The organism is Halorubrum sp. Atlit-26R (genome assembly GCF_003666015.1).
Lineage (GTDB): Archaea > Halobacteriota > Halobacteria > Halobacteriales > Haloferacaceae > Halorubrum.
In genome coordinates, this window is sequence record NZ_QPLT01000001.1 from 347,308 (window position 1) to 373,437 (window position 26,130).

Here is a 26,130-nt window from a genome sequence, read left to right on the forward strand (position 1 = left end):
CCGGCGATGGAACGCGTTCGACTGATCGATTCCGCTTTCGGCGGGTGGACCGAGGGATCGTCGGTCGCGCTCGGCGTACGGCTCACGATCGAAACCGCGGAGATCCGGCCTCGCCCGGTGTCAGCCCTCGCGACCTCGGCTCCTCGTGGTTCGGTGGCGCCGGCCTCTCCGCCGTTGCGACGGGGGTCAGTGGTGCCGGCCTCCCCGCCGTTGCGACGGGGGTCAGTGGTGCCGGCCTCCCCACCGTTGCGACGGGGATCGATGACGGACGCGCTCGCGCGATCCCGAAAGGACTTTGGCCGACTTCCACCCACCAACGGACACATGGCCAACCTCTGGGAGGATCTCGAGACGGGACCGAACGCGCCGGACGAGATCTACGCCGTCGTCGAGTGTCTCAAAGGCGAGCGGAACAAGTACGAGTACGACAAGGACATCCCCGGCGTCGTGCTCGACCGCGTGCTTCACTCGAACGTCCACTACCCGTACGACTACGGCTTCATCCCGCAGTCGTACTACGACGACGAGGACCCCTTCGACGTGATGGTACTCGTCGAGGACCAGACGTTCCCCGGCTGCGTGATCGAGGCCCGCCCCGTCGCCATGATGAAGATGGACGACGACGGCGAGCAGGACGACAAGGTGATCGCGGTGCCCACCGAGGACCCCCGGTTCGACCACATCGAGGACCTCGAGGACATCCCTCAGCAGACCCTCGACGAGATAGACGAGTTCTTCGCGACCTACAAGAACCTCGAGGCCGGCAAGGAGGTCGAAACGCTCGGCTGGGAGGACAAGGCGGCGGCCAAGGAGGCCATCGAACACGCGCAGGACCTGTACGACGAGCAGGTCGCCTAACGCCGATATAACCCGAACGCATCCGTCGCCCGCGCCCGGATGCGTTATGCCTATGGGTGATTTTTAGGGCGGGAGTCGCGTACGATCGCGTAGAATCATGAGCGCCACCACACCCTCCGTCGGCATCGATCACCCGACGGTCGTGCCCGCGAACTTCGACCCGGACGACGCGACGACGGAGACGGCCGCTGGCGACGACGCCGCGAGCGACGACGCGTAGCGGTCGCTTTCCCTTTCTCAGGCGCGTTCGACGACCGCCGAGAGCCGCGTCGCGTCGTCTCGAAGCGACGCGAACGCGTCGTCGACCCAGTCGACCACCGGATCGTCGGTCGATTCGAGCACGCACCGCGGGTTGTTCCGCTCGTCGTACGCGGTCACGCACGCGACGTCGCCACACCGGACGAGCCCGTACTCGATCGGCTCGGCGCTCACGTACACCGTCGCGTCGTCGTCGGTGAGCGCGCGGTCGGTCGCCGGGCCGAACTCCGCGACCGACGCGTCGACCACGTCGCGGTCGACGATCAGCTCGACGCTCGCGCCGTCGTCTAACGCCGCGGCCGCCGCGTCGTTGAACTGCTGGAGGACGACCGGGGAGACGGCCCGGATCTCCGCCTCGCGGCTCTCGCGCAGGAGCTCGGTGAGGCGGTCGACGGCCGCCAGCGGGTTCTGGTCGGACGCGACCGTGAGGTCGCTGTCCGGGATCCCCTCCGCGGGGAAGTCGACGCCGACGCGCTCGACCGTCTCGGCGAACCGGCCGTAGCGGTCGCTGCGTTCGACCTCCGTCAGCAGCGTCTCGTACGCGTCGTGGACGCGTTCTCCGGTCGGCGTCACCCGGTAGTCGGCGCCGCGTTTCACGACCCAGTCGCGCTCGCGGAACCCCGCGAGGATCCGCTGGACCGTCGTTCGGGTGGCGTCGACCGCGTCGGTCAGCTCGGCCGGGCGCCGCGGCTCCTCGCGCAGCGCCCGGAGTATCGCGACCCGAACGGGCGAGCCGGCGAGGTACTGTGCGCCGTCGTGTCCGTCCTCGGCCGTCATCGTATGATCCCTGTGTACGGGTACCGCCCTGTTAATCGTACCGCGTCGCGGTCGCGGGCGACGCGTTCGGGTCCCGCCGAGCCCGCCGGCCGCGTCAGTCCCGGTACCGGAACGACACGACGGTGCCGACGGTGTCCTCGCCGGCGATGCGCTCCGTGGTCACCGTCACGGTCGCGAGCGCGTCCGCGCCGAGCGCCTCCTCGATCACCGCCCGGAGCGCGTCGGGGTCGGCGCCCTCCTGTCTCACCGGCACGCGGACCTGCCGGCGGTTGACCGCGACGTCGCCGAGGTCGTACTCCGTGTGCTCGAACGCATCTCGGATCGCGGCTTCGATGTCGGTCATGGCACGGTCCGTTCCGCGCCGCGCGGTGAAAAAACGCGGTCCTCGGTCGGTGTCGCGAGCGCGTTTGGTCCTCGTCGCCATTCAGCATGGCAAACGGCTGATTCTCCGACGCTCAACGGACCTGCTTATTTAATACAATAAAATTACATTTCAAATATCCCTGTTACTCAACCGCAGAACAATCTTAATATTTATTTATCCTGATACTTTTCGAATATGCACGAAAGTGTGGCAGACTACGTGGCAGAGCACCCGAAGATGGCCGGCGTCCTGTTCACCGCCCTCCTGCTGCTGACGCAGGCGGCGCCCGCGGCGGCGAATATGGCTGCATCTAACCCTGGACCCTAAAAATTCAATTCGTCACTCCAAACTAGTTGATCAGACTTGAAAACGGGTGCAGTCTCTAAATCTAAGAATTTGGAAAGTTCTTCAGTACTCACCGCCTCGTAGTCTAGCTTCACCGGAATGTAATGGTTTGAATCATCTGTGGCCAGATTTAGTGTTGTGAGAGTTCCATTTCCGTACGGACCGTTTGGAAGCATATCTGCAGATACTCTCCACTCCTCGGAGCTCTCTCTTTTAAGATTAATCACAACCGCAGACCCACTCCGACTCTGACAGATCGTCGTCCCCCCGTCCCCCACCACGATGTACTGGTGACCCGTAATCAGCTCGCGCTTCGCCACGTGAAGCGCGGTCCGAAGGTTGAAGCCGCTGTTCATTAGACGGGCGATGATCCGACCGAGTTTCGTTGCCGGCGAGTTCGCCACGTCTGAGAGCGTGACGATGCCGCCGCGCGAGCCGCGGTGGACTAAGGCCTCGCCCTGCTGGTAGGACTGGCAGGCGTTGAGCAGGAAGGCGCTGACGCCGATCTCGAGGTCCTCGTCGGTCAGGTCCAGGTACTCCTCGGCGCACTGCATCCCGCGGTCGTCGACGTGGCCGATGTAGTGGAGGAAGTCGACGTCTGACTCCAGCACCTCGCGCATCTCCTCGCGGGTGAGGTCGTGGCGCACCTCGATGTCGAACTGGACCATGTCGCGGAGGCCGTAGAGGTCGGCGACGTTCCCCTCCTCGCGCATCTGGTCGTCGTTACAGACCACGAGGACGGAGATGCGCGACTGCTCGACCTGCCCGGCCTCCAGCCGTCGGTGGTACGCGTCGAGCGTCGCCTTGTTGGCGTCCAGCGGGACGCCGTCGCCGACCCACGCGTGCTCGACGGTGTCGACCGGCTCCGGCCGGACGAAGTCGGTCTGGGCCGGCACGGCGCCGCGGTTCTCGGTCGCGTCCGCGCCGCGGGTGGCTCCCGGGTTCGCCGCGCCCGCGCTCGCGCCGCCGCGAACGAACTCGTCGTCGCCGAGGACGCCGCCGAGGCTGCCGCCGCCGTCGGGCGCGACGCCGCCGACCGGGACCTCTCGCCTCGTGGCCGCCGACGGGCTTCGGTCCGCACCGCCGAAGAAGCCGACGCCGACGCCGCCGTCGTCGTCCACCGGCGTGACGGTCTCCGGCGAGCGGACGATCGACAGCTCGCCGGCGACGAACGGGAGCATCTCCACGTTCTCCGGGTCGGGACGGACGTCGGTCGTCAGCGTCCACTGCGGCAGTTCGGCCTCGACGTCGCCGAACGGGACGTCGAGGTATTCGCCGAGCCGCTCCGCGAGCGGGAGGTCGTACAGCCGCTCCCAGTCGAGGTCGAGGTCAGTGGTCTCGCGCTCGTGGAGGTCGACCGGGTAGAAGCCCTCCGTACGGGCGAGACAGTCCATGTGGAACGACTGCCTGAGCACCTGCGCGGTCCGCTCCTCGAACCCCGGTTCGAGCGGATACGTCCACCCGTCGCCCTCGATTCGCGGAGCGTCGCCCGGGACGAGGTCGGCCGCGAAGTAGTACGCAAGCGAGACGACGGGGTAGAGGTAGCGGTACTCCGGGGGGACGACGATCCGGACGCCGCTGTCGATCGGTTCGACCCGCTCGGGAACGCGGAACTCGTCGCCCGGCTCGATGAGCGGCGGGTGCCCTCGTAGGGTGGGGAACGACCGCTCCGGACTGGTGGTCTGGAGCGCGGAGCCGAGCAGCGAGACGGCGTCCATCAGCGATTCCGGGTCCGTGGGGGTGGTGATGGTCCCCGCCGGCGTCTGGTGGAGCGACCGGAAGCCGAGCCCGACCGCACCCGGCGTGTCGAGGTCGATCCGCGTGGTCCGGTCGGTCGTGGAGACGGAGAAGCCGGAATCGAAGGTGAGGTACAGCTTCGTCGGCGCCGGGTTGATCCCGACGTGGTACGTCCCGTCGGGCATCGCGTAGCAGTCGCCGTGAGTGAGCAGCTCCCCGTCGCCGGCGCGCGTCTCGACGACCGCGACGCGCGGGATCTCGATCGATCCGGTCTCGACCGCGACGCTGGCGTCGACCGGGAAGTAGTGGTCCGACTGGGGGCGCCGGCGCGGGTCGACCGGCCGATCGGTGTACACCTCGAACTGCGTGTTCTCGATGTGGTCCGTGACGGTGATCCCGTCGGCCTCGCGCAGCGGGTCGATGTCGATGCTCATGGGGGCTCGCCGCGGCGGTCGTCGGGGCGGACGGGACCGACGCCGCGGGGATAGTACCGTCCGGTTGGGCGATAGCGGCGATAAAGCTTGCGTCGGTCGGATCGCCGCGGACCGAACGGATAAAGTCCCGGCCGCCCCACCTCCGCGTAATGATAACGCTGGGAACGGCCCGCGCCTCCCCGGGCGAGACGGACACGGGCCGTCTCGAGGTGGGGGAGATGCGGGACGGGAGCCCCGTCCGGCTGCCGGTCGCCGCGATCAACGGCGCTGCCGACGGGCCGACGCTGTACGTCCAAGCGGTGAGCGACGGCGACGAGCTGAACGGGTTGGGCGTCGTCAACCGCGTCGTCCCCCGGCTCGACCCGGCCGAGCTGTCGGGGTCCGTCCTCGTCGTCGGCATCGTGAACCACTTCGCGTTCCAGGCCGCGGAACACCGGAACCCGGTCGACGACCGGAAGATGAACCGCGGTTATCCGGGGGACGCGGACGGGACGACCAGCGAGCGGATCGCCCACGAGACGTTCCAGGTCGCCAAGCGCGCGGACTACATCCTCGACCTCCACCAGGGGTCGACGAGCCGGATGATAAACGAGACGCGCGTGCGCTGCGGCGTCCGCCACCGCCTCCACGGCGAGTGCTTGGAGCTCGCGAAGGCGTTCGGCTGCGGGCACGTCCTCGACATCAAGGGCCCGGACGGCCAGCTCGCCCGGGCCGGCCCGGAGCACGGCATCCCCACCGTCGACCCCGAGCTCGGCGGCTGCGTCGGCTGGGACGAGGAGTCGATTCAGTACGGCGTCGAGGGCGTGTTCAACGTGCTCCGCCACTACGGGTTCCTCGACGGCGACGCGCCCCTCGAGTCGCAGACGCGCGCCCGCGGCTTCGACCAGTACGGCTCGCCGGCCGGCGGCTTAGTCCGCTTCGAGCGCGAGCTCGGCGAGCGCGTCTCGGCGGGCGACGTCCTCTTCGAGGTGACCGACACCTTCGGCGCCTTAGAGGGCCGCGTCACCGCTGACACGGACGGGATCTTCTGGCGGACGCGCCGCCTCCCGCAGGTGGCCGCCGGCGAGTACGTCTGCTCGATCGGCACCAACGTCGACGAGTACTGATGGCCGACCCCGACGACACAGCCCCTTCGAACTCCGATCTCCGCCGACTCCGCTGTCCCGAGTGCGGCGAGACGTACCGCGACCGCTGGCGCTGCCGGTGCGGCGCCCCGCTCGACTTCGCTGACTCGCCGACGCCCGACGGCGCGGCGCCCGCCCCCGACTCGTTCGACGCGCGCGACGGCCTGTGGGCGTTCGACGACTTCCTCGCGGTCGGCGACGACCCCCGCGACCGCGTGACGCTCGGCGAGGGGATGACGCCGCTCGTCGACGCCGACGAGGGGCGCGAGTCCGGTGAGGACTCGGAAACCGACCTCTCCCCGTGGAACGCGTCGTTCAAACTGGAGTACGTCTTCCCGACCGGCTCGTTCAAGGACCGCGGGGCGACGACGACGCTGACCCGGGCCCGCGAGCTGGGCGTCGAGCGCGTCGTCGAGGACTCCTCGGGCAACGCGGGCGCGGCGATCGCGACCTACGCCGCCCGCGCCGGGATCGCGGCCGAAATATACGTCCCGGCCGACGCGAAGGAGTCGAAGCTCCGCGCGATCCGCCGCGCGGGCGCCGAGCCGGTCCGGATCGAGGGGAGCCGGGGCGACGTGACGGACGCGTGCGTCGCGGCGCTCGACGAGGAGAAACCCGCCTGGTACGCCAGCCACGCCTGGAACCCGGCGTTCTTCGAGGGGACCGCAACGGTCGCGCACGAGATCGCCCTCCAACGCGGCTGGGACGCCCCCGACGCGGTCGTGACGCCGCTCGGTCACGGCACGCTGTTCCTCGGCGCCCACCGCGGGTTTAGGCGGCTCGAACGGGCCGGCTGGATCGACTCCGTCCCGCGGCTCTACGGCGCGCAGGCGGCCGGCGTCGCGCCGATCGTCCGGGCGCTCCACGGTCCGGAGGCAGCCGATCCGGACGGCGCAGTCAACGAGGCGGCGGACGGGATCCAGATCGCCGAGCCGGTCCGCGACCGGGAGATCCGGGCGGCGATCGACGCGACCGGCGGCGACGCGCTCGCGGTCACCGAGGCGGCCGCGACCCGCGAACTCGACCGGCTCCACGCGGCCGGCTTTTATACCGAGCCGACCTGCGCCGTCGCGCCCGCGGCGCTGCGAACGCTCCGCGAACGCGGCGAGATCGGCGCCGACGAGGACGTGGTCGTGCCGCTCACGGGGAGCGGCTTAAAAGGGTAAGCCGAGCGAGCTCGCAGGCGCAGGCGGGCCGACCTCACCGTCACCCCTTTTCTGTCGGAGCGCGTCCGACCGCGTATGGAGGTGCTCGTCTACGGCGCCGGCGCGCTCGGGAACCTCGTGGGCGGGCTGCTGGCGCGCGAACACGACGTGACGCTCGTCGGCCGCGACCCGCACATGCGGACGATCCGCGAGGACGGGCTCCGGATCGACGGCGAGGTCGACGCCCGCGTCGAGCCGCGCGCGCTCACCGACGGGACGCACCGCGCCGCGGACCTCGCCCTCGTCACGACGAAGGCGTACGACACCGACGCGGCGGCCCGAGCGCTCGCGACCGGCGAGTACGACGCGGTCTGCTCGCTCCAGAACGGGCTCACCGAGGAGCGGTTGGTCGCCGCGCTCGACGCGACGGTGCTCGCCGGCACCGCGAGCTACGGCGCCCGGTTCGCGGAGCCGGGCCGCGTCACCTGTACCGGCGTCGGCGAGGTGACGGTCGGCGCGCTCTCCGGCGGCGCGAGCCCCGCCGCCGATAGGGTCGGCGCGGCGTTCGAGGCTGCCGGTGTCGAGGCGGTCGTCGCCGAGGACATGCCGGCGCGCCGCTTCGAGAAACTCGCGGTCAACGCCGGGATCAACGGCCCCTCGGCGCTCGCGCGGACCGAGAACGGGACGACGCTCGACGGGCCCGCGGGCGAGATCGCCCGCGAGGCGGCCCGCGAGACGGCCCGCGTCGCCCGGGCGGTCGGGGTCGACCTCGCCGACGACCGCGCGGTCGCGGCCGTCGAGCGCGTCGCCGCCGACACCGCCGCCAACCGGTCGTCGATGTACGAGGACGTCGCGAACGGGCGACGCACCGAGGTCGACGCGATCTACGGCGCCGTCGTCGACAGGGCGGACCGCCACGACGTCCCGGCGCCGACCTGTCGGACGATCGGGTCGCTGATCCGCGGCTGGGAGGCGGCGCGCGGGCTCCGTCAGGGGTGACGACGAACTCCGAAAAGAACGACGCGCGGTCGGCGATCCGGGTCGCTACGCGCTCAGCACCACTCTTCGAGGACGGTCGCGTCGGTCTCGTCGACCGACACCCACGCGTCCTCCCGCGAGACGTCCGCGATGACGAGCTCCGATCGCGACGACGAGGAGTCGATGGACGCCATCACGTCCGGCGCGTCGGCGGCGTCGAGCGTCGGGTCCGTCGGCAGCGCCGTCCGGCGGCGGTCGGGGTCCGGCTCGTCCCATGGAGTGGAACTCCGTGACATGGTTGTGAATAGTTCACAGTACGTATAAGAGTTGCGAACCGGACCGCGATCGGCCGTCGGATCGGAGATTCCGGGGACTGCCGACCGACGTATCTCCCGAGAAACCGCCGCTCGGGCGACGATCTGTCCGAACGTGTCGAGTTTCTCATCGCCTCGCGTCCCCTCGCGGGACGCCGGCGGCCGGCCCCGGTCGCCGCCGATCCGTCGTCGCTCCGCTGGCGCTCCGACGCCGCGGGCCGGTGGTCCGGCTCCGCACACCTTCGCAGTATACAAGAGGTGGCACGCTGAAAGACGGGCATGAACGTCGCAGACGCCATGACGCCCCGCTCGGAGCTCGTCGTCGTCGAGATTCCCGGGAGCCGGAACGACGTGCTGGAGTACATTCAAGAACACGGGTTCTCCTCGGTCCCGGTCGTGAAAGACGTCGACGGCGACGAGGTGTACCGCGGGCTCGTCACGCGCGACGACCTGATCGATCAGCCGGACGAGGACCAGCTCGCGCTGCTGATGCGCGAGGTCCCGACGGCCGGGGCCGACGACGACATCGTCGACGCCGCCCGGACGATGGTCGAGGCGGAGTCGCGGCGGCTCCCCGTCGTCGACGGCGACGAGCTCGTCGGCATCCTCACCGTCACCGACGTGGTCCGGGCCATCGCCCGCGGCGAGGTCGACGGCGACACTCCCGTCGGCGAGCTCGCGACGCGCGCCGTCAACGCGACCCACGCCGGGACGCCCCTGACCGTCGCCGAGCGCGAGATCGGGCTCTCCGGCGTCCCGTACGCGGTCGTCCTCGACGACGAGGCCGCGGTCGCGGGGATGCTCACCGAGGTCGACATCCTGGAGGTCGCCCGCGTCGTCGAGGGCGAGGCGAGCACCGGCGACTCGATCGCCGAGGAGGACTCCGAGTGGTCCTGGGAGGGGATCAAGGCGACCGGCGCGCGCTACCTCCCGACCCGGAACGTCGAGATCCCCGCCGAGGCGGTCCGCCACTTCATGACCGAGGACCTGATCACGGTCAACGCCACGCGGACGGCGCGGGAGGTCGCTCAGGAGCTCATCAGCAACGACATCGAGCAGGTCCCGCTCGTCTCGGGCACGGATCTCGACGGGATCGTCCGCGACGTCGACCTGCTGGAGGGGCTGTAGATGGCCGCGGACGCGCTCGCCGAACTCGCGAAGCGCCGCGGGTTCTTCTTCGGCTCGAACGGCGCGTACGGCGGCACCGCCGGCTTCTACACGTTCGGCCCGCAGGGCGCCGCCCTGAAGCGGAACGTCGAGGACGCGTGGCGCGACCGGTTCACCATCCGCGAGGGGAACCGCGAGATCGAGGCGCCCACGATCATGCCCGAGGCCGTCTTCGAGGCCTCCGGCCACTTGGAGGGGTTCGACGACATGCTCGTCGAGTGCCCCGAGTGCGGCGAGTCGCACCGCGCCGACCACCTCGTCGAGGACGCCACCGACGTCGAGGACGCCGAGGCGCTCCCCGGGGAGGAGGTCGCCGAGCTGATCGCCGACAACGACATCGCCTGCCCAGCCTGCGGGACGCCGCTCGCCGGCGAGCCGGTCGAGGCGTTCAACCTCATGTTCGCGACGGACATCGGTCCCGGCGACGCCCAGCCCGGCTACCTCCGCCCGGAGACCGCACAGGGCATCTTCGTGGAGTTCCCCCGGCTCAAGGAGTACGCCCGCGGGAACCTCCCGTTCGGGATCACCCAGATCGGTCCGGCCTACCGCAACGAGATCTCGCCGCGCGGCGGGCTGCTCCGCCTCCGCGAGTTCACGCAGGCCGAGCTAGAGCAGTTCATCGACCCCGAGGAGGACGAGCCGCCGCTCGACCGCGTGCGCGACGTCGAGGTCCGGCTGTACCCCGCGACCGAGCAGGAGGCCGACGACGGCGACTACCTGAACACGACGGTCGGCGAGGCGGTCGACGAGGGCGTCATCGGCTCCCCGTGGGTCGGCTACTACCTCGGCGTCGCCCAGGAGTGGTACGAGCGCGTCGGCGTCGACACCGACCGGTTCCGGTTCCGCCAGCACCTCGCGGGCGAGCGCGCCCACTACGCGGCCGACTGCTGGGACGCGGAGAGCGAGGTCGACGGCGACTGGATCGAGATCGCGGGCTTCGCGTACCGCGGCGACTACGACCTCTCGAAGCACGACGAGTACGGCGACGACGCGTTCACCGTGTTCAAGCGCTACGACGAGCCGAAGACGGTCGAGCGCGCGACCGTCGACCCCGACATGTCCGTCCTCGGGCCGGAGTTCGGCGGCGACGCCGCCGCGGTCGCCGAGGCGCTGGAGGCGCTCGCCGAGCGCGACCCCGACGCCTTCGACGGCGAGACGGTCGCGGTCGACGTGAACGGAGAGACCCGCGAGGTCGACGCCGACGTCGCGAACTTCGCCGTCGAGGAGGTGACCGAGAGCGGCGAGCACATCACGCCCCACGTCGTCGAGCCCTCGTTCGGCGTCGGACGGACGGTCCAGACCCTCCTCGCGCACGCCTACAGCGAGGACGAGGTCGACGGCGAGGAGCGCACCTACCTCTCCTTGGAACCCGAGGTCGCGCCGCAGGACGCCGCCGTCTTCCCCCTCGTCACGAACGACGACCGCCTCACCGCGCTCGCCGACGAGGTCGCGGCCGACCTCCGTGCTGCGGGGCTCGCGGTCGCGTACGACGACTCCGGCTCGATCGGCCGCCGCTACCGCCGGCAGGACGAGGTCGGCACCCCGTTCTGCGTCACCGTCGACCGCGACGGCATCGAGGGCGACGGCCCCGACACCGTCACGCTCCGCGAGCGCGACTCCGCGGCGCAGGTCCGGATCCCGGTCGCGGAGCTCGCCGACGAGCTGACCGCGCTGCGCGAGGGCGAGCCGTTCGCCTCGGTCGCCGACCGGTACGACGCGGTCGACACCGACGTCGAGACCGCGGGGAACTGAGGGCGTGACCCTCCCGGCCGCCGCGTGGCGCGAGCGCGTGGAGTTCGAGCGGCGGCTCGTCCACGCGAGCGGCACCCTCTACCCGGTCCCGTACCTGCTGGGCTGGATCTCCTGGCGGACGACCGGGCGGCTGCTCCTCGTGAGCGTCGCGGTCGCGGCCGTCCTCGAGGCGCTGCGGCTCTCCGATTCGGTCGGTCCGCTCGAACCCCTGTACGACGCGCTCGTCCGCGAGTACGAGGCCGACGGGATCGCGGGCTACGCGCTGTATCAGGTCGGGATGGCGGCGACCGCGCTCGCATTCGCGCCGGTGTTCGCCGTGCCCGCGATGTGGATGCTCTCGATCGGCGACCCGATAAGCGGCGGGCTCGGCGAGAACGCGGCGACGGAGCCGAAGCGGCTCCCCGTGGTGGCCGCGATGGTGTTCGTCTGCTTCGGGATCGCCGTCCCGTACGCGATCCCCGAGTTCGGGCCCGACCCCGGCGTGATCGTCGCGCTCGCGGGGGCGCTCCCGGCGGCGGTCGCCGACGGGCTCCCGCCGCTAATCTACGGCGTCGCCGTCGACGACAACCTCACCATCCCGCCCGCGGCCGCCGGCGGGATGTTCCTCGCGGCGTCGCTGATCGCGTAGGGGACGACCGAGCGAACGGACACGGTAGCGCCATCGCTCGCCGAACGGGACTGAGAGAAGCGCCGAGGCGGAGATTTGAACTCCGGTGTCCGAATGGACAGTAGATTTCGAATCTACCGCCTTGGCCAGGCTAGGCTACCTCGGCTCGATTCCACGTTGACCGGTTCCGCTGTTATGCGTTTCGATCGCGCCCGCGCCACGCTCCCGCGAGCGCGCCGCCGTCCCGACGCGGTCGGCCGACCGCGTCGCCCCCGCCGACTCCGGCAACGCTTTTCGGCCCGGCTCCCGTGCGGTCGGTATGGACGTCCCCGAAGCGGCCGACGCCTGTTCCCGCGTCGTCGACGAGGTCGGCGGCGCGGTCGTCGCCGACCGCGAGTTCCTCGACCGCGTCACGCTCGGCATCCTCGCCCGCGGCCACGTCCTCTTAGAGGACGTGCCCGGCACCGGCAAGACCCTCTCCGCGCGCTCGTTCGCGACCGCGCTCGGCTTAGAGTTCTCGCGGATCCAGTTCACGCCGGACCTCCTGCCCGCCGACGTCACCGGCACCAACGTGTTCGACGAGCGCGACGGCTCCTTCTCGTTTTCGCCCGGTCCGATCTTCGCGAACGTCGTCCTCGCCGACGAGATCAACCGCGCGCCGCCGAAGACGCAGGCGGCCCTCTTAGAGGCGATGGAGGAGGGACAGGTGACCGTCGACGGCGACACCCACGAGCTCCCGAGCCCGTTCTACGTCATCGCGACGCAGAACCCGGTCGAGAGCGAGGGCGCGTTCCCGCTCCCGGAGGCCCAGCTCGACCGCTTCACGATCAAGACCTCTATCGGCTACCCCGACGAGGACGGCGAGTTAGAGCTGCTCCGCCGGCGCGCCGGCCGCGTCGAGCAGTCGCCGACGGTCGACCGCGTGCTCGACCCCGACGCCGTGGCGGCGCTGCGGGAGGTGCCCGAGTCGGTGCGGGTCGACGACGACCTGCTGCGCTACGCGGCGGCGCTCGCGCGGGCGACCCGCGAGGACCGCCGCGTCGAGGCCGGCGTCTCCCCCCGCGGCACCCAGCGCCTCTTCGAGACCGCGCGGGCGGCCGCGGTGATCGCCGACCGCGAGTTCGTCACGCCGGACGACGTGAAGCGCGTCGCGGAGCCGACGCTCGCCCACCGGCTCGTGTTGACCCCGGACGCGGCCGTCAACGACGTCGACGAGCGCGACGTGATCGCCGACGTCCTCGACCGGGTCGCGGTGCCGACGGTCGAGGCGCCGGAGGCGTGAGGCGCCGGTTTAAAAAGGAAGCCGCGAACTACTCCGCGTCCCGCTCGGCGAGCAGCTCTGTCGCCGTGAGCAGTGACTCCAGCTCGATGTCGTGGTCGGCTAGCAGCTCTTCGGCGCCCTCCTCGCGGTCGACGACGACCAGCACGCGGTCGACCGTCGCGCCCGCCTCGCGGAGCGCCTCGACCGCGTCGACCGCGGACTGCCCCGTCGTGGCGATGTCCTCGATGACGACGACCTCCTCGCCGGCGTCGAGCCGGCCCTCGATCCGGTTGCCGGTGCCGTACTCCTTCGCCTGCTTGCGCGCGATGACGTACGGCCGGCCGAGCTCGGCGGCCGTCACCGCCACCAGCGGGACCGCGCCCAGCGCGACGCCCGCGAGCTTCGCGTCCGTCTCGGCGAGCCGGTCGGCGAACGCCTCGGCGACGAGCGTCAGCGCGTCGGGGTCGGTCTCGAAGAGGTACTTGTCGACGTAGTAGTCGCTCGTGCCGCCGTGCGACAGCTCGAACTCGCCGAACCGGACGGCGTCGGCGGCGGTGAGCGCGGCGATCAGCTCGCGTCGTCGGTCGTCGTCGGTCATACGGGGAGACGGGCCGCCGGCGACAATAAACGGGTCGGAACGCGCGGACGCCGCGGGCCGGCTACCGCGCTTCCTCGCTGGCGACCCCCGGACCGCCCCGCTCCGCCGCGGGGAGGACGAGCGTCACCGCCGTCCCCTCCCCGTCGAGCCCGGGGCCGAACCGGATCTCGCCGCCGTACGCCTCGACGACCCAGGCGGCGATCCACAGCCCGACGCCGGTGTTGTGCCGGAGCTGCGTCACCTCGCGGGCCCCGGTGATCACTTCCTGGACCGCGGTCGGAATCCCCGGACCGCTGTCGGCGACGCGCACCGCCACGACCCCGTCGTCCGGGTCGCGCTCGGCGGTCACCGCGACGCGTGGGGCGTCCCCGCCGTGTTCGACGGCGTTCTCCACGAGGTGGTCGACCGCGATCGAGAGGCGGTCGTCGCCGCGCACCGCGATCCCCGCCGGCACGTCGGCGGTGATCCGCGCGTCCGGGCTGTCGGCCGCGTGTCTCGACGCGACCTCCTCGACGACCGCGCCGACGTCGATCGGCTCGGGGTCGGTCACGTACCCCTCCTCGACGACCCGCCGGAGGGTGGCGGCCCCCTCGGCGACGCCGCTCAGCCGCTTGCCCGTGGCCTCGATCCGGCGGGCGTAGTCGCGGATCCGGTCGTCGTCCGTCCGGTTTGTGATCTCGCCGGCGAAGCCGAACACGACGTTCAGCTCGTTGCGCATGTTGTGTCTGAGGATCCGGTTGACGATCCGGACGTACCGCTCGCGGCGCTTCCGGTCGGTGATGTCGGTGTAGATGCCGAACGCCCGGCGGGTCCCCTCGGTCTCGTAGCTGAACCCCCGGAAGAGGAACTCCCGCGGCCCGTCGACGGTCTGCCGCCGGACCTCCTCCGTCGCGAACCCGCGCTCGCGGACCAGCGAGTCGAGGTCCGCCGTCCCGGTCCCGCCGCGCTCCTCGCGGTCACCGAGCCGGTCGTCGTGGATGTCTAACGCGCCGATCGACCGACCGCGGAGCGCGTCCTCGTCCGCGCCGAACTGCGTCTCGAACGCGGGGTTGACCCCGTCGATGACGGTCTCGTCCGCTTCGAGGACGACCTCCATCACCGGGTCCGGGATACGGTCGAACAGCCGCCGGAAGCGGTCGCGCTCGGCGGACAGCTCGGTCCGCGTCCGGCGCAGGTCGGTCGTGTCGGACAGCGACCCGACGACGCCGCCCCCGTGATCGGAGAGCCGCGACAGCCGCAGCTCCCCGTGCCGCGGTCGGCGGTCGTCGTCGCCGTCGGCGGTCAGCTCGATCGTCCGGCTCGGCTCCGGCGCCCCGCCGGCCTCGACGGTCGCGTCGGTGAGCGCGGCGACCGCGTCGGCCACCCGCCGCGCGTCGTCGCCGTCGACGAGCGCGTCGAGCGGTTCCCCGGCGACGTCGTCGAGGTCGTCGGCGCCGACCCACGCCACGAACGGCGCGGTGGCGTACGTGACCGCACCGTCGCCGTCGAGCACGCACACCATGTCGTCGACGTTCTTGAGGGCGTCCTCGTAGGTGCGGAGCCGTCGGCGCCGGTCGACGGCGTCCATCGCCGCGACCGCGTTCGTCGCCAGCAGTTCGAGCACCGAGACGTCGTCCTCGTCGAAGGCGTTCGGCTCGACGGCGCCGACGACGAACGCGCCGTGCCCGCCGAGCGGGACCGTCGCGACGGACCGCATCCCGTGGTAGGGCCGCCCGTCCTCGACCCCGGCGAGGTCGTCGTCCACCCGCGGCTCCCCGCTCTCGAACACCTCACCGGTGATCCCCTCGCCGGGCCGGCGCGGGCCGCGGCTGTCGGCGAACCGGTCGCCGACGCCCCCGCTCGTGGCGACCAGTCGGAGCTCGTCAGCCTCGGAGTCGTACAGCCGCACGCCGCTGATCTCGTAGCCGAGCACCTCGTCCGCGGCCTCGATCAGCCGGTCCGCGACGGCCTCCCTGCTGTCGGTCCGCTGGAGCTCCTCGACGGTGCCGAGGAGCCGTTCGAGGACCCGCTCGCGGCGCTTCCGCTCGGTCGCGTCCGCGAAGAATACGGAGAGCCCGTCGGGCGAGGGGTACGCGGTCACCTCGGTCCACAGGTCGAGCGGCTCGTAGTAGCTCTCGAAGGAGACCGGCTCCTGCGTCTCCATCGCCCGCCGGTAGTTCGTCTCGTACTCCTCGCCGATTGCTGCCGGGAACTCCCCCCAGACGTCGGCGCCGAGCAGCTCGTCCGGCTCGCGGTCGAGCAGCGACGCCGCCTTCTCGTTGACGTAGGTGAACCGCCACTCGTCGTCGAGCGCGAAGAACGCGTCGTCGATCCGTTCGAGCGTGTCCTCGAACCGCTCGACCGCCGCCTCGCGCTCCTCGCGCGCGATCCTGCGCTCAATCGCGCGGCCGAGCCAGTCGGCGAGCAGCTCCACGAACAGTCGCTCCGACTCGTCGAACGGACGGTCGCGCCGCTCGGGGCTGAGGAAACAGAGCGTCCCGTACGTCTCGCCGTCGACGACGACGCGCCCGCCGACGTAGCTCCCGAACCCGAACCGCTCGTAGGCCGGGTCCTCGCCGAGCCCCGCCGCTTCGGGGTCGGTGAACGCGACCACGTCGTCGCTCCGGACCGTCCGCTGGCAGTAGGTCAGTTCGAGGGGAATCGTCCCGTCGTCGTCCAGTTCGCTCTCGGCGAGCGACGCCAACATCCCCGTTCCGTCGCTGTACCGTCGGAGCTCGATCCGGTCGCCGTCGACGCGCGAGGAGTAGCCGATCGAGAGGTCGAGCCGGTCGCGGCCGAGCCGTAACAGCGCGTCGAGCTTCTCGTCGAGGTCGGTGGTCCGGTCCGAGACGATCCGGATGAACGGTTCGAGCGCGGCCTCGCTCCCCGGGTCGAGCGCGGGCCCCGCCGACCGGCCCCCGTCCCGGCCGTCGAGCCTGTCCGCGAGGGTCTCGCCGTCGGCCGCGAGCCGCCGCCCGGAGACGTACTCGACGCCGAGCCGGCTCGCGTCGATGGCTGCGTCCGGATCGTCGCGGACCGTGTACGCCAGCACCGTCGCGTCCGGGTACCGCTCCCGGAGCGATCCGAGGTAATCGACCGCGACCGCGTCGTCCCCGAGCGCGAGGTCCGCGGCCGCGCCGCCGTCCCCGCTCGGTCCGGCGGCGTCGCCGTCGACTCGTCCCCCGTCGTCGCGCAGCCGGACGACGACGCGCTCCGGACCGCCGTCCGAGTCCCCGTCGCCGTCCGCGCCGGCGTCGCTCGCGACCTCGCTCACCCCGCGGACGCGGGTCTCATCGGGGAGCTTCCCCCACGCGGCGTCGACCGGATCGCCGACGTGAAGGATCGACTCAGCGAACATCCGTGACGGAGGAACTCCGTGGTGACCGTCCCCGACGGGGTGATTCCTCAGCGGTCATTCGCCGGACTGGCCTCCCGTCTCGCGCAGTCGAGCGGCCGCCCGACCGGCGCCCTCGGGCCCTCCGAGTCGCCCTCGCCGCGGATCGACGGTACATTCATCGCGTGACGTACGAACGGCCCCCTCATAACCGTTCCCTCCGAGCTTTCGGCCGTGAGATTTTGCCGCGTCGCGCCGCGCGCGGCGATCGTCCCGACACGATTTAGGCGGCCCGCTCACAACCCCCCGGTAATGAGCACGCAGGCCGCGACCGCGGACCGGACAGTCGTGATCGGGCTGGAGGTCCACGTCCAGCTCGAGACCGACACGAAGATCTTCTGCGGCTGCTCGACGGAGCCCGGAGACGACGAGGAGCCGAACACGCGCACCTGCCCGACCTGCCTCGGGCTGCCGGGCGCGCTCCCCGTCCTCAACGAGGCCGCCGTCGAGGCCGCCGTGAAGGTGGGGAAGGCGATCGACGCCGACATCCCCGAGACCACCACGTTCCACCGGAAGAACTACTACTACCCCGACCTCCCGAAGAACTTCCAGCTCACCCAGTACGACGCGCCGATCTGCGCCGACGGCGAGCTGGAGGTCCGCGTCGACGGCGACCCCCGGACGATCGGGATCACCCGCGCGCACCTCGAGGAGGACCCCGGCAGCCTCCAGCACGCCGGCGGCTCCATCGAGTCCGCGACGCACACCCTCGTCAACTACAACCGCGCGGGCACGCCTCTCATGGAGATCGTCACGGAGCCGGACTTCCGCTCGCCGGCCGAGACGCGGGCGTTCCTCGCGAAGCTGGAGGAGGTCCTGGAGTACCTCGGCGTCTTCGACCCCGGCCGCGACGGGAGCCTGCGCGTCGACGCCAACGTCTCCCTCGTCCCCGCCGAGCACGTCGCCGACGACGGGTCGATCGACGGCGACGCGCTCGACGACGTGAACCGCGCCGAGGTGAAGAACATCTCCAGCCACAGGGGCGCGGAGCAGGCGCTCGCCTACGAGGTCACCCGTCAGGAGAACGTCCTCCGGCGCGGCCGCGAGATCGAACAGGAGACCCGCCACTGGGACGAGGACCGCGGCGTCACCGTCGGGATGCGCTCGAAGGAGGCCGAGAAGGACTACCGCTACTTCCGCGAGGGCGACCTCCCCGCCTTAGAGGTGGCCGACTGGAAGGACCGGATCGCGATCCCGGAGCTGCCCGACGCCCGCCGCGAGCGCTTCCGCGACGAGTACGGACTGGACCGCGAGGCCGCCTCGAAGCTCACCTCCACGAAGGCGGTCGCGGACTTCTTCGAGGACGTGGCGAGCGAGTTCGACCCCGACCTCGCCGCGACGTGGGTCGCCGACAACCTGCTCGGCGAGCTCAACTACCGCGAGATGGCGATCACCGACGTCGAGGAGCGGCTCGACGAGTTCACGCGCCTGATCGAGCTCGTCGCCGCCGACGAGCTCACGACGAAGAACGCCGAGGAGGTCGTCCTCCGCGAGATGCTCGACGAGGGCGACGACCCCGAGACGGTCATCGAGCGCGAGGACCTCGGGAAGGCCGAGAGCGGCGAGGTCGAGACCGCGGTCGCGGCCGCCATCGACGAGAACCCCGACGCCGTGAGCGACTACCACGACGGCGACGAGGGCGCGATCAACTTCCTCGTCGGGCAGGTGATGCAGGCGACCGGCGGCAGCGCCGACCCCGGACAGGTGAACGGACTGCTCCGCGAGGAGTTAGACGGCTGAGAGGGTTGAGCGTCGGGCGATTTCGGGACTGGATGAATCGGCTCGACAGCAGCGACGTGATATTTAAATCTGTGAGCTTCGACGGCGATTACTTATAAAATCGCAGTGGCGCGTGCCTGCGAGGCCGCCCCGCGGCCGAGCAGCACGCGCGAGGGAGTCGGTCGCCCGGAGCGAAGCGACGGGCGACCGACGAGGCTGGGGAGGCGTGAGGTGCGGTGCGGGGCGGGACTCGAAGGGGCAGCCGCGAGACGGGCGCAGGCGACGTAAGCACCGCAGGAACGAGCGAAGCGAGTGACGAGGAGCGCAGCGAGCGTGCGCCCGTCTCGCGGCTGGGGCTTCGGAGGTGTTCTCCGTTGATCTCCGGTCAATCATTTATAAACGAGCGGCTGGGGCTTCGGAGGTGTTCACCGTCGATCTCCGGTTAATTATTTATAAGCGAGCGGCTGGGGCTTTGGCGATGTTCGCCGACGGTCAGTGAGCAGCTGTTTATAAGTAAGCGGCTGAGGCCTCGGTGGTGTTCGCGCCGGTCAGTTATTTATAAAAACCACCGTCGTACTATTGAGCGCGCCGAAACCGTGCGATTGACGCCCGCCCGCCCGCTACGGCGCCCATGGACGTGACCGTCGAGGTCGTCGGCGAGGGGACGGAGGAACACAGCCTCGCCGCCGACGCGACGTACGACGACCTGATCCGCGCCGCGGGCTACCACCCGCAGGAGGCGTCGGCGCTGGTCGACGGCTCGCCGGTCCCCGGCGACCGCGTCGTCGACGCCGAGACGGTGCGAGTCCTGCGGCTTATAAAAGGCGGCGCGGCGGACGCCAGCGAGATGGACGCCGACGCGTGACCGAAGATCACGATCTCCCCGATCCGCCCGCGGACGTGACCGTCGAGCCCGCGACCCCCGACGACCGGCTCGACGTGCTCCGAATTCTCGACGCCGCGATGCTGGAGACCGACGCCGACGCCGTCGACGACCGGATCGCGGCCGGCGACGCCCTCGTCGCGCGCTCGACGCGGACCGGCGGGGTCGTCGGCGCCTTAGTCGCCGTGCGACCCGACCCGGACCGGCTTCACGTCGACGCCGTCGCCGTCAGGCGGGCGCGGCGCGGCCGCGGAATCGGCTCGGCGCTCGTCGCGGCCGCCGTCGACCGCGGCGAGTCGGACCCCGCGGTCGAGGCCGTCACCGCTCGGTTCGACGCCGGTCTCGCCGAGTTCTACGAGGCGCTGGGGTTCGCCGTCGACGCCGACGGCGCGGCAGCGGGCCGACGGACCGGTCGTCGCTCGGTGTGACCCGCCTCCGAGACAACCGGCGAACGACGCCGATAAACGGCCGGCCGGCCTACGAGCGGCCAATGAGTGGAAAAGACGACTACTACAACCGGTCCAAACAGCAGGGGTACCGCGCCCGCTCCGCCTACAAGCTGAAACAGCTCGACGAGGAGGCGTCCCTGTTCGAGGCCGGCGACACCGTGGTCGACCTCGGCGCCGCGCCCGGCGGGTGGCTCCAGGTCGCCGCCGAGGCGGTCGGCGAGGGCGGCACCGTCGTCGGCGTCGACCTCCAGCGGATCGACGAGTTCGACGACCACGATATCGAGACGCTCCGCGGCGACATGACCGAGGAGCGCACCCGCCACTACCTCCGCGAGGCGGTCGGCGAGGGCGGCGCGGACGCGGTCCTCTCGGACATGGCGCCCAACATGACCGGCGAGTACCACCTCGACCACGCCCGGTCGGTCCACCTCGCGCGGCAGGCGCTCGACGCCGCCGACGAGCTGCTCGCGCCCGGCGGCGACTTCGTCGTGAAGGTGTTCCAAGGGGAGGACCTCGACGCCTTCCGCGACGACGTGGCGGACTCGTTCCAGTACGTCCGGACCGTCTCGCCGCCCGCCTCGCGGGACTCCTCCTCGGAGGTGTACCTCGTCGCGAAGGGGTACACGACCTCGCCCGTCGCCGAGGGCGACCGGGTCGAGGTGACGGTCGAGGAGGAGGGCGACGAGGGCGACGGCATCGCCTACGTCGAGGGGTACACGCTGTTCGTCGACGGCGACGTCGGCGAGACGCTCGCGGTCGAGGTCACCGACGTCAAGCCGCGGTTCGGCTTCGCCGAGTGCGTCGACGGGGACTGACGGGCCCCGCGGGGCGAGGCGTCACGTCGCCGCGTCACGCTCCACTGTCGCGCGCGGTCAGCTCGCCCCGCCGCGTTTGACCCACTCGCGCAGCGTGAACCCGTCGTACTCGCTCTCCTCGTCGACCTCCCAGTCGGCTTCGTCCCACTCCGGGTAGTACGTGTCACCCTCGTAGGCGCCGTCGACGTGACTGAGGGCCATCCCGTCGAGGCGCGGCTGGAAGAGGTCGTATATCCCACCGCCCCCGAGCACGTAGGTCGTGTCGACCCCGACCTCGGCGGCGGCCTCGCGGGCCAGTTCGATCGCCTCGTCGGCGCCGTTCGCGACGGTCGCGGTCGGGACGTCGACCGCGTCGACGCTCCGGCTCACGACGATCTGGCGGCTCCCGGGGAGGTCGTCGCGCATCGAGTCGAACGTGCGCCGGCCTAAGATCACTGGCGACCCCGCGACCCGCCGGCGGTACTGCCTGACGTCCGCCTCGATGTGGGGCCACGGGACCTCCCCGTCCTTCCCGATCACCCGGTTCTCCGCGAGCGCGGCGACGCTGACGAGTTTCACGGGCCGTATACGGGACGGAGGGGCAAAAGCGGCGCGTCGACTCGCCGGGACCGAGCGGGTCGGTCGATCTCAGCCGTCGAGGCCGAGCAGGTCGAACGGGTAGCCGTTGTCCAGCTCGTCGGCGCGCTCGTAGACGACGCGCGCGGCCGCCACGTCCTGAATCGCGAGGCCGGTCGAGTCGAAGACGCTGACGCCCGTCACGCCGTCGGCGTCCGCGGGCGTACCCGGCGTGCCGGGACGGCCCGCGCGGCGGCCGACGACGATCTCGCCGATCTCGCCGTAGATGTCGTCGTCGGTGAGCGTCCCCGCGGCGTACGGGACGTTGATCTCGCCGGAGTGGGTGCACTGCTCGTGGTCGTCGATGACGACGGTGGCGTCCGAGAGGAGGTCGTCCGCGAGCTCGTGTTTGCCCTCGGCGTCCGCGCCCATCGCGTTGATGTGGGTGTGATCGCCCACGTCGTCGGGGCCGACGATCGGGTCCTCGACGGGGGTCACCGTCGAGAGCACGTCGCAGTGGCCCGCCTCCGAGATCGAGCCCGCGCGCACGTCGAACCGGTCCTCGAAGGCGTCGACGAAGTCGGCGACGCGCTCCTCGTCGAGGTCGCTGATCACGACCTCCTCGATGTCTCGTACCGTCGAGATCGCCTCCAGCTGCGTGTACGACTGGACGCCGGCGCCGACGATCCCAAGACTGCTCGCGTCGGGGACCGCGAGGTGGTCGGTCGCGACCGCGGCGGCCGCGCCGGTCCGCTTCATCGTCAGCGTCGTCCCGTCGAGGATCGCCAGCGGGAACGCCGTCTCGGGGTCGGAGTAGATCATCGTTCCCATCACCGTCGGGAGGCCGTGGTCGGCGGGGTTGTCGGTGTGGACGTTGACCCACTTGATCCCGGCGGCGTCCCACCCGTCGCCGGTCGCCGTCTCCTCGGCGACGTCCTCCTCGCGCACGTCGAGGTAGGCGGGCATCGAGCGGAAGTCGCCGTTGTACTCGGGGAGGTCGATGTACGACTTCGCCGGCATCTTGGCGTCGCCGCGCTCGTAGGCCGTGAACGCGCCGCGGACCGCGTCGATCACGCGGTCCATCTCGGCGTTCTCGTCGACGTCGTCCGCGTTGAGGAGCAGCGTCTGCATGCCGCAGAATTTGCCAGCCGCTACTTAGTGTCTTCCGAACGCGGTCCGGACCCCGGAACCACGACCGCGCGCAGGTCGTTGACGTTCGTCCCCGTCGGTCCGGTCCGGAGCAGCGTGCCCGCCCCGTCGAGGAGCGGGTACGCGTCGTGCGCGTCGAGCGCGTCCGCGGCCGTCTCGCGGTCCAGCGACCCGTCGCTGCCGCCATCGTCGGCGCCGCCGTCGGGGCCGTCCCCGACGAGGCGGTCGTCGACCAGCGCGCCCGCGGCGTCGGTGGCGCCGTCGATCCCGTCGGTGTCGACGCTCGCGACGGCGACCGCGGCGTGGCCCGCCTCTCTCGCGCCGTCCGGGCCCGCCGCGTCGAACTCGACCGCGGCCGACAGCGCGAACTCCTGATTCGGGCCGCCCTCGCCGGGATCCTCGCCGAGCGTCACCGTCACCTCGCCGGCCGAGAGGAGGACCGCGGGCGGCTCTACGGGCTCGCCGGCCGCCCGGCACTCCTCGGCGACCGCCGCGTGGGTCTTCGCCGCCTCGCGCGCCTCGCCGCGCACCCGCGAGGAGAGCACCAGCGGCTCGTACCCGCGCGCCGCGGCGACCTCCCGCGCGGCGTCGAGGGCGGTGCGCGCGCTCGCGACGACGCGGACGTCGACGCCGCCACCGTCGGACGGAGGGTCGCTCGGGTTCGGGGTCTCCGCGAGGTCGCCCGCGGCGCCGCGTTCGAGCCGGTCGGTCACGGCCGCCGGCGCGTCGATCCCGTACCGGTCGAGGACGCCGAGTGCGTCCGCGTAGGTCGTCGGATCGGGCGAGAGGGGGCCGCTCGCGATCACGGCCGGGTCGTCGCCGGTGACGTCGCTTATCGCGAGGCCGAGGACGTCGGCGGGGGCGGCCGCCCGCGCGAGCCGTCCGCCCTTCACCGCCGAGCAGTGTTTCCGGACCGCGTTAATCTCCGCGATGGTCGCGCCGCTCGCCAGCAGGGCCTCGGTCGTCTCGCGGAGGTCGGCGAGATCGATCCCCTCGGCGGGCGCGGCCAACAGCGCGCTCCCGCCGCCGGTAAGCAGCCCGATCACGAGGTCGCCCTTGCCCGCGTCGATCGCGACCTCGCGGACCTCTCTGGCGCTCTCGACGCCCGCCTCGCTCGGCGTCGGGTGGTCGCCGGGCAGGACCGCGACTCGATCGGTCTCGACGGGGTCGTCCGTGACGACCGCGCCGCCGTCGATCCGGTCGCCGAGAAGTTCCTCGGCCGCGGCCGCGAAGTGCCCCGCGGCGTTGCCGGCGCCGACGACGAGGACGCGATCGTACGCGTCGAGACCGTAGGTCGCGGTTTCGTCGTCGACGCTCGTGACTGAGAGCTCCCCGTCGTTCAGCGAGAGCGCGTCCGCGACGACTCGCTCCGGGTGCGCCGCCTCGATCCCGGCGACGACGCAGTCGAGCGCGAGCTCGCGGACCGGGTCGCTCGCGTGTCGCTCGCGGTCGGCGACTGTCACGGTCGAGTCGTCGGACTGGTCGGTCATCGTTACTGTCGCCTCGGTCTGGATGCGTCCCGCTGGCTCAAGAGCGTTCTGCCGCTATAAATAGTCGAATCCGGACCGACGGCGATCACCTCCAAAGCCCCAGTCGCTCGTTTATAAATAGCTGAGAGCGGACCGACGGCGAACACCTCCAAAGCCCCAGTCGCGAAGGCGGCGCACACTCGTTGCGCTCCTCGGTCGCTCACTCCGTTCGCTCCCTGTGGTGCTTACGTCGTCTGCGCCGCCTTCGCGACTGCCCCTTTGAGTCCCGCCCCACCCCGCACAGCACCGCACCTCACGCCTCCCCAGCCTCGTCGGCCGGTCTCCGCTTCGCTCCGACCGGCCGACTCCCTCGCGCGTGCGACTCGCGCCCAAGGGGCGCTCGTCGGCACGCGCCACCGCGTCCGCTTTTATAAGATCAACCGCACTCTCTCGTGGACATTTATAAGCTGAAAAACAGTGTGCTGAAAAACTCACCGCGGCGCGTCGACCGCCTCAGAGGATGACGCCGCGCGTCTGGAGTACGTAGTAGGCGGCGAGCAGCGCGGCGATGGCGTACTGGCCGAGCGCGACGTCGTTGCCCTCGCCGACCGCGAGCTTGATGATCGGGTAGGCGATGATGCCCGCCGCGAGACCGTCGGCGATGGAGTAGGCGAACGGCATCACCGTGACCGTGAGCCCGGCGGAGACGGCCCACGCGGGGTCCTGCCAGTCGACCTCGACGAGGCCCTGAAGCATCATCACGCCGACGACGATCAGCGCGATGAAGGAGGCGTACTCCGGGATCGCGGCGACGACGGGGATCACGGCGAGCGACGCGAGGAAGAGGACGGCGACGACGAGGGCGGTGAGCCCGGTGCGGCCGCCCTCCTCGACGCCCGCGGACGACTCGATGAACGTCGTCACCGTGGAGGTGCCGACTACCGCGCCGAAGGTTGTCCCGACGGCGTCGGCCATCAGCGGCTTGTCCATGTCGGGGAGGTCGCCGTCCTCGTCGAGGAAGTCGCCGAACTGCGAGACGCCGATGAGCGTCCCCGCGGTGTCGAAGAAGTCGACGAAGAAGAACGTGAACACGACCAAGACGAACGTGAGCGGGTCGATGTTCGCCAGCCCGTCGACGAACGCGCCCGCGAGCGGCGTGATGTCGTACTGGGCCGACGGCAGCGTCTCCGGGGTGACCGTCCCGCGAGCGAAGACGCCGCCGAGGGTGAGCGCCCACCCGGCGATCGAGGTCGTCGCGATGCCGATGACGATGGCGCCGGTGACGTCCCGCGCCCACAGCACGAACGTCAGCACCAGCCCCAAGATCCCGAGGATCGCCCACGGGTTCCCGAACACCCCGCCGAGCGTGACCAGCGTCGCGTCGTCCGGCACGACGATCTGGAGCTCCTGGAGCCCGATGAACAGCAGGAACAGCCCGATACCGGCGCCGACCGAGCGCTTCACCGGCTCGGGGAACAGCCGGATGACGTACTCGCGCGCGCCGACCGCGGTCAGGAGCATGAACAGGACGCCCTCGACGAACACCGCCGCGAGCGCCGTCTGCCACGGAATTCCGAGCCCGATGACGACGGTGTACGCGAAGAAGGCGTTGAGCCCGAGCCCCGGCGCGAGCCCGAACGGCCGGTTCGCGTACAGCGCCATCACGGCGGTCGCCACCGCCGCCGAGAGGACCGTCGCGATGGCGATCATCTGGACGACCTCGAAGAACTCGTACCCGGGGATCTGGATCGCGTCGGCCAGGATGAACGGGTTCACGACGATGATGTACGACATCGCGAGGAACGTCGTGAGCCCGGCGACCAGTTCGGTGCGAACGTCCGACCCGTGCGACTCCACGTCGAACCGCGCGGCCAGCGTGTCTGAAAGCCCCATTGAACGGGTGAGTGTTCCCCGGGATCGGATGATAAGCCTTGCTGAACGCCGCGCTTAGTTATACATAAGTGTGGATCGAAGTGGGGTAAATTCCTGTCTATATCCG

Annotated in this window: 23 protein-coding genes and 1 tRNA gene; 13 read left to right on the forward strand and 11 right to left on the reverse strand. The window is 70.9% G+C overall.

The window, feature by feature from the left end:
• Positions 1-324: 324 nt before the first annotated feature.
• Positions 325-858 carry an inorganic diphosphatase gene (locus DVK07_RS01620; protein ID WP_086220750.1) on the forward strand — a complete coding sequence of 178 codons (534 nt, stop codon included), beginning with the start codon at positions 325-327 and terminating at the stop codon, positions 856-858.
• 97 nt (positions 859-955) lie between these two features.
• Positions 956-1,078 carry a hypothetical protein gene (locus DVK07_RS24175; protein ID WP_255410459.1) on the forward strand — a complete coding sequence of 41 codons (123 nt, stop codon included), beginning with the start codon at positions 956-958 and terminating at the stop codon, positions 1,076-1,078.
• Positions 1,079-1,095: 17 nt separating this feature from the next.
• On the opposite strand, the gene DVK07_RS01625 is transcribed toward DVK07_RS24175, so the two are convergent.
• The 3 genes from DVK07_RS01625 to DVK07_RS01635 all read right to left on the reverse strand — a co-directional run bounded on the left by DVK07_RS01625 (position 1,096) and on the right by DVK07_RS01635 (position 4,773).
• On the reverse strand, positions 1,096-1,893 hold the full coding sequence (locus tag DVK07_RS01625; protein ID WP_121595411.1) for a winged helix-turn-helix domain-containing protein: 798 nt from the start codon (positions 1,891-1,893) through the stop codon (positions 1,096-1,098).
• Between the two features lie 94 nt (positions 1,894-1,987).
• On the reverse strand, positions 1,988-2,236 hold the full coding sequence (locus DVK07_RS01630; RefSeq protein WP_121595412.1) for a hypothetical protein: 249 nt from the start codon (positions 2,234-2,236) through the stop codon (positions 1,988-1,990).
• A 344-nt stretch (positions 2,237-2,580) separates the two neighbouring features.
• Positions 2,581-4,773, reverse strand: a complete 2,193-nt coding sequence (locus DVK07_RS01635; RefSeq protein ID WP_121595413.1) for a caspase family protein — start codon at positions 4,771-4,773, stop codon at positions 2,581-2,583.
• Positions 4,774-4,922: 149 nt separating this feature from the next.
• Here DVK07_RS01635 and DVK07_RS01640 point away from each other — a divergent pair, with 149 nt between their 5' ends.
• The 3 genes from DVK07_RS01640 to DVK07_RS01650 all read left to right on the forward strand — a co-directional run bounded on the left by DVK07_RS01640 (position 4,923) and on the right by DVK07_RS01650 (position 8,041).
• The gene (locus tag DVK07_RS01640; RefSeq protein WP_121595414.1) at positions 4,923-5,879 is read left to right on the forward strand and encodes a succinylglutamate desuccinylase/aspartoacylase family protein; all 957 of its coding nucleotides are present in this window, start codon (positions 4,923-4,925) and stop codon (positions 5,877-5,879) included.
• A complete protein-coding gene (locus tag DVK07_RS01645) occupies positions 5,879-7,063 on the forward strand; it encodes a threonine synthase (protein WP_121595415.1) in 1,185 nt (394 codons plus the stop codon). The genes DVK07_RS01640 and DVK07_RS01645 overlap by 1 nt, the downstream gene beginning before the upstream one ends.
• Positions 7,064-7,138: 75 nt before the next feature.
• Complete coding sequence (locus DVK07_RS01650; RefSeq protein WP_121595416.1) at positions 7,139-8,041, forward strand: ketopantoate reductase family protein; 903 nt, start codon at positions 7,139-7,141, stop codon at positions 8,039-8,041.
• A gap of 53 nt (positions 8,042-8,094) precedes the next feature.
• Here DVK07_RS01650 and DVK07_RS01655 read toward each other — a convergent pair whose 3' ends face one another.
• Positions 8,095-8,316 carry a hypothetical protein gene (locus DVK07_RS01655; protein ID WP_121595417.1) on the reverse strand — a complete coding sequence of 74 codons (222 nt, stop codon included), beginning with the start codon at positions 8,314-8,316 and terminating at the stop codon, positions 8,095-8,097.
• Between the two features lie 297 nt (positions 8,317-8,613).
• Here DVK07_RS01655 and DVK07_RS01660 point away from each other — a divergent pair, with 297 nt between their 5' ends.
• The 3 genes from DVK07_RS01660 to DVK07_RS01670 are packed head-to-tail and all read left to right on the forward strand — an operon-like array spanning position 8,614 to position 11,881.
• Complete coding sequence (locus DVK07_RS01660; protein WP_121595418.1) at positions 8,614-9,462, forward strand: CBS domain-containing protein; 849 nt, start codon at positions 8,614-8,616, stop codon at positions 9,460-9,462.
• Positions 9,463-11,253, forward strand: coding sequence for a glycine--tRNA ligase (gene glyS / locus DVK07_RS01665; protein ID WP_121595419.1), 1,791 nt, complete (start codon positions 9,463-9,465; stop codon positions 11,251-11,253).
• 4 nt (positions 11,254-11,257) lie between these two features.
• The gene (locus DVK07_RS01670) at positions 11,258-11,881 is read left to right on the forward strand and encodes a dolichol kinase (RefSeq protein ID WP_121595420.1); all 624 of its coding nucleotides are present in this window, start codon (positions 11,258-11,260) and stop codon (positions 11,879-11,881) included.
• A gap of 60 nt (positions 11,882-11,941) precedes the next feature.
• On the opposite strand, the gene DVK07_RS01675 is transcribed toward DVK07_RS01670, so the two are convergent.
• Positions 11,942-12,026, reverse strand: a tRNA-Ser gene (locus tag DVK07_RS01675).
• A 153-nt stretch (positions 12,027-12,179) separates the two neighbouring features.
• Here DVK07_RS01675 and DVK07_RS01680 point away from each other — a divergent pair.
• On the forward strand, positions 12,180-13,142 hold the full coding sequence (locus DVK07_RS01680) for a MoxR family ATPase (RefSeq protein ID WP_121595421.1): 963 nt from the start codon (positions 12,180-12,182) through the stop codon (positions 13,140-13,142).
• A gap of 28 nt (positions 13,143-13,170) precedes the next feature.
• Here DVK07_RS01680 and pyrE read toward each other — a convergent pair whose 3' ends face one another.
• Positions 13,171-13,719: an orotate phosphoribosyltransferase gene (gene pyrE / locus DVK07_RS01685; protein WP_121595422.1), complete on the reverse strand. Its 549-nt coding sequence runs from the start codon at positions 13,717-13,719 to the stop codon at positions 13,171-13,173.
• A gap of 61 nt (positions 13,720-13,780) precedes the next feature.
• Positions 13,781-17,056, reverse strand: coding sequence for a PAS domain-containing protein (locus DVK07_RS01690; protein WP_121595423.1), 3,276 nt, complete (start codon positions 17,054-17,056; stop codon positions 13,781-13,783).
• A gap of 288 nt (positions 17,057-17,344) precedes the next feature.
• Here DVK07_RS01690 and gatB point away from each other — a divergent pair, with 288 nt between their 5' ends.
• The 4 genes from gatB (at position 17,345) to DVK07_RS01710 (ending at position 20,958) form a co-directional block, all read left to right on the forward strand.
• Positions 17,345-18,832, forward strand: coding sequence for an Asp-tRNA(Asn)/Glu-tRNA(Gln) amidotransferase subunit GatB (gatB, locus tag DVK07_RS01695; RefSeq protein ID WP_121595424.1), 1,488 nt, complete (start codon positions 17,345-17,347; stop codon positions 18,830-18,832).
• A gap of 610 nt (positions 18,833-19,442) precedes the next feature.
• The gene (locus DVK07_RS01700; RefSeq protein ID WP_121595425.1) at positions 19,443-19,676 is read left to right on the forward strand and encodes a ubiquitin-like small modifier protein 2; all 234 of its coding nucleotides are present in this window, start codon (positions 19,443-19,445) and stop codon (positions 19,674-19,676) included.
• Positions 19,673-20,122, forward strand: coding sequence for a GNAT family N-acetyltransferase (locus DVK07_RS01705; RefSeq protein ID WP_121595426.1), 450 nt, complete (start codon positions 19,673-19,675; stop codon positions 20,120-20,122). The genes DVK07_RS01700 and DVK07_RS01705 overlap by 4 nt, the downstream gene beginning before the upstream one ends.
• Positions 20,123-20,184: 62 nt before the next feature.
• Positions 20,185-20,958 (forward strand): 23S rRNA (uridine(2552)-2'-O)-methyltransferase, encoded by a 774-nt coding sequence (locus DVK07_RS01710; RefSeq protein WP_121595427.1) that lies wholly within the window; start codon positions 20,185-20,187, stop codon positions 20,956-20,958.
• 57 nt (positions 20,959-21,015) lie between these two features.
• Here the strand turns inward: DVK07_RS01710 and DVK07_RS01715 are convergent, their stop codons facing one another.
• The 4 genes from DVK07_RS01715 to DVK07_RS01735 all read right to left on the reverse strand — a co-directional run bounded on the left by DVK07_RS01715 (position 21,016) and on the right by DVK07_RS01735 (position 26,024).
• Positions 21,016-21,516 (reverse strand): dihydrofolate reductase, encoded by a 501-nt coding sequence (locus DVK07_RS01715; protein WP_121595428.1) that lies wholly within the window; start codon positions 21,514-21,516, stop codon positions 21,016-21,018.
• Between the two features lie 69 nt (positions 21,517-21,585).
• Positions 21,586-22,644: an ornithine cyclodeaminase family protein gene (locus tag DVK07_RS01720; protein ID WP_121595429.1), complete on the reverse strand. Its 1,059-nt coding sequence runs from the start codon at positions 22,642-22,644 to the stop codon at positions 21,586-21,588.
• A 20-nt stretch (positions 22,645-22,664) separates the two neighbouring features.
• Positions 22,665-24,152 (reverse strand): glycerate kinase, encoded by a 1,488-nt coding sequence (locus DVK07_RS01725; protein WP_121595430.1) that lies wholly within the window; start codon positions 24,150-24,152, stop codon positions 22,665-22,667.
• Between the two features lie 492 nt (positions 24,153-24,644).
• The gene (locus DVK07_RS01735; protein ID WP_121595432.1) at positions 24,645-26,024 is read right to left on the reverse strand and encodes an NCS2 family permease; all 1,380 of its coding nucleotides are present in this window, start codon (positions 26,022-26,024) and stop codon (positions 24,645-24,647) included.
• Positions 26,025-26,130 lie beyond the last annotated feature (106 nt).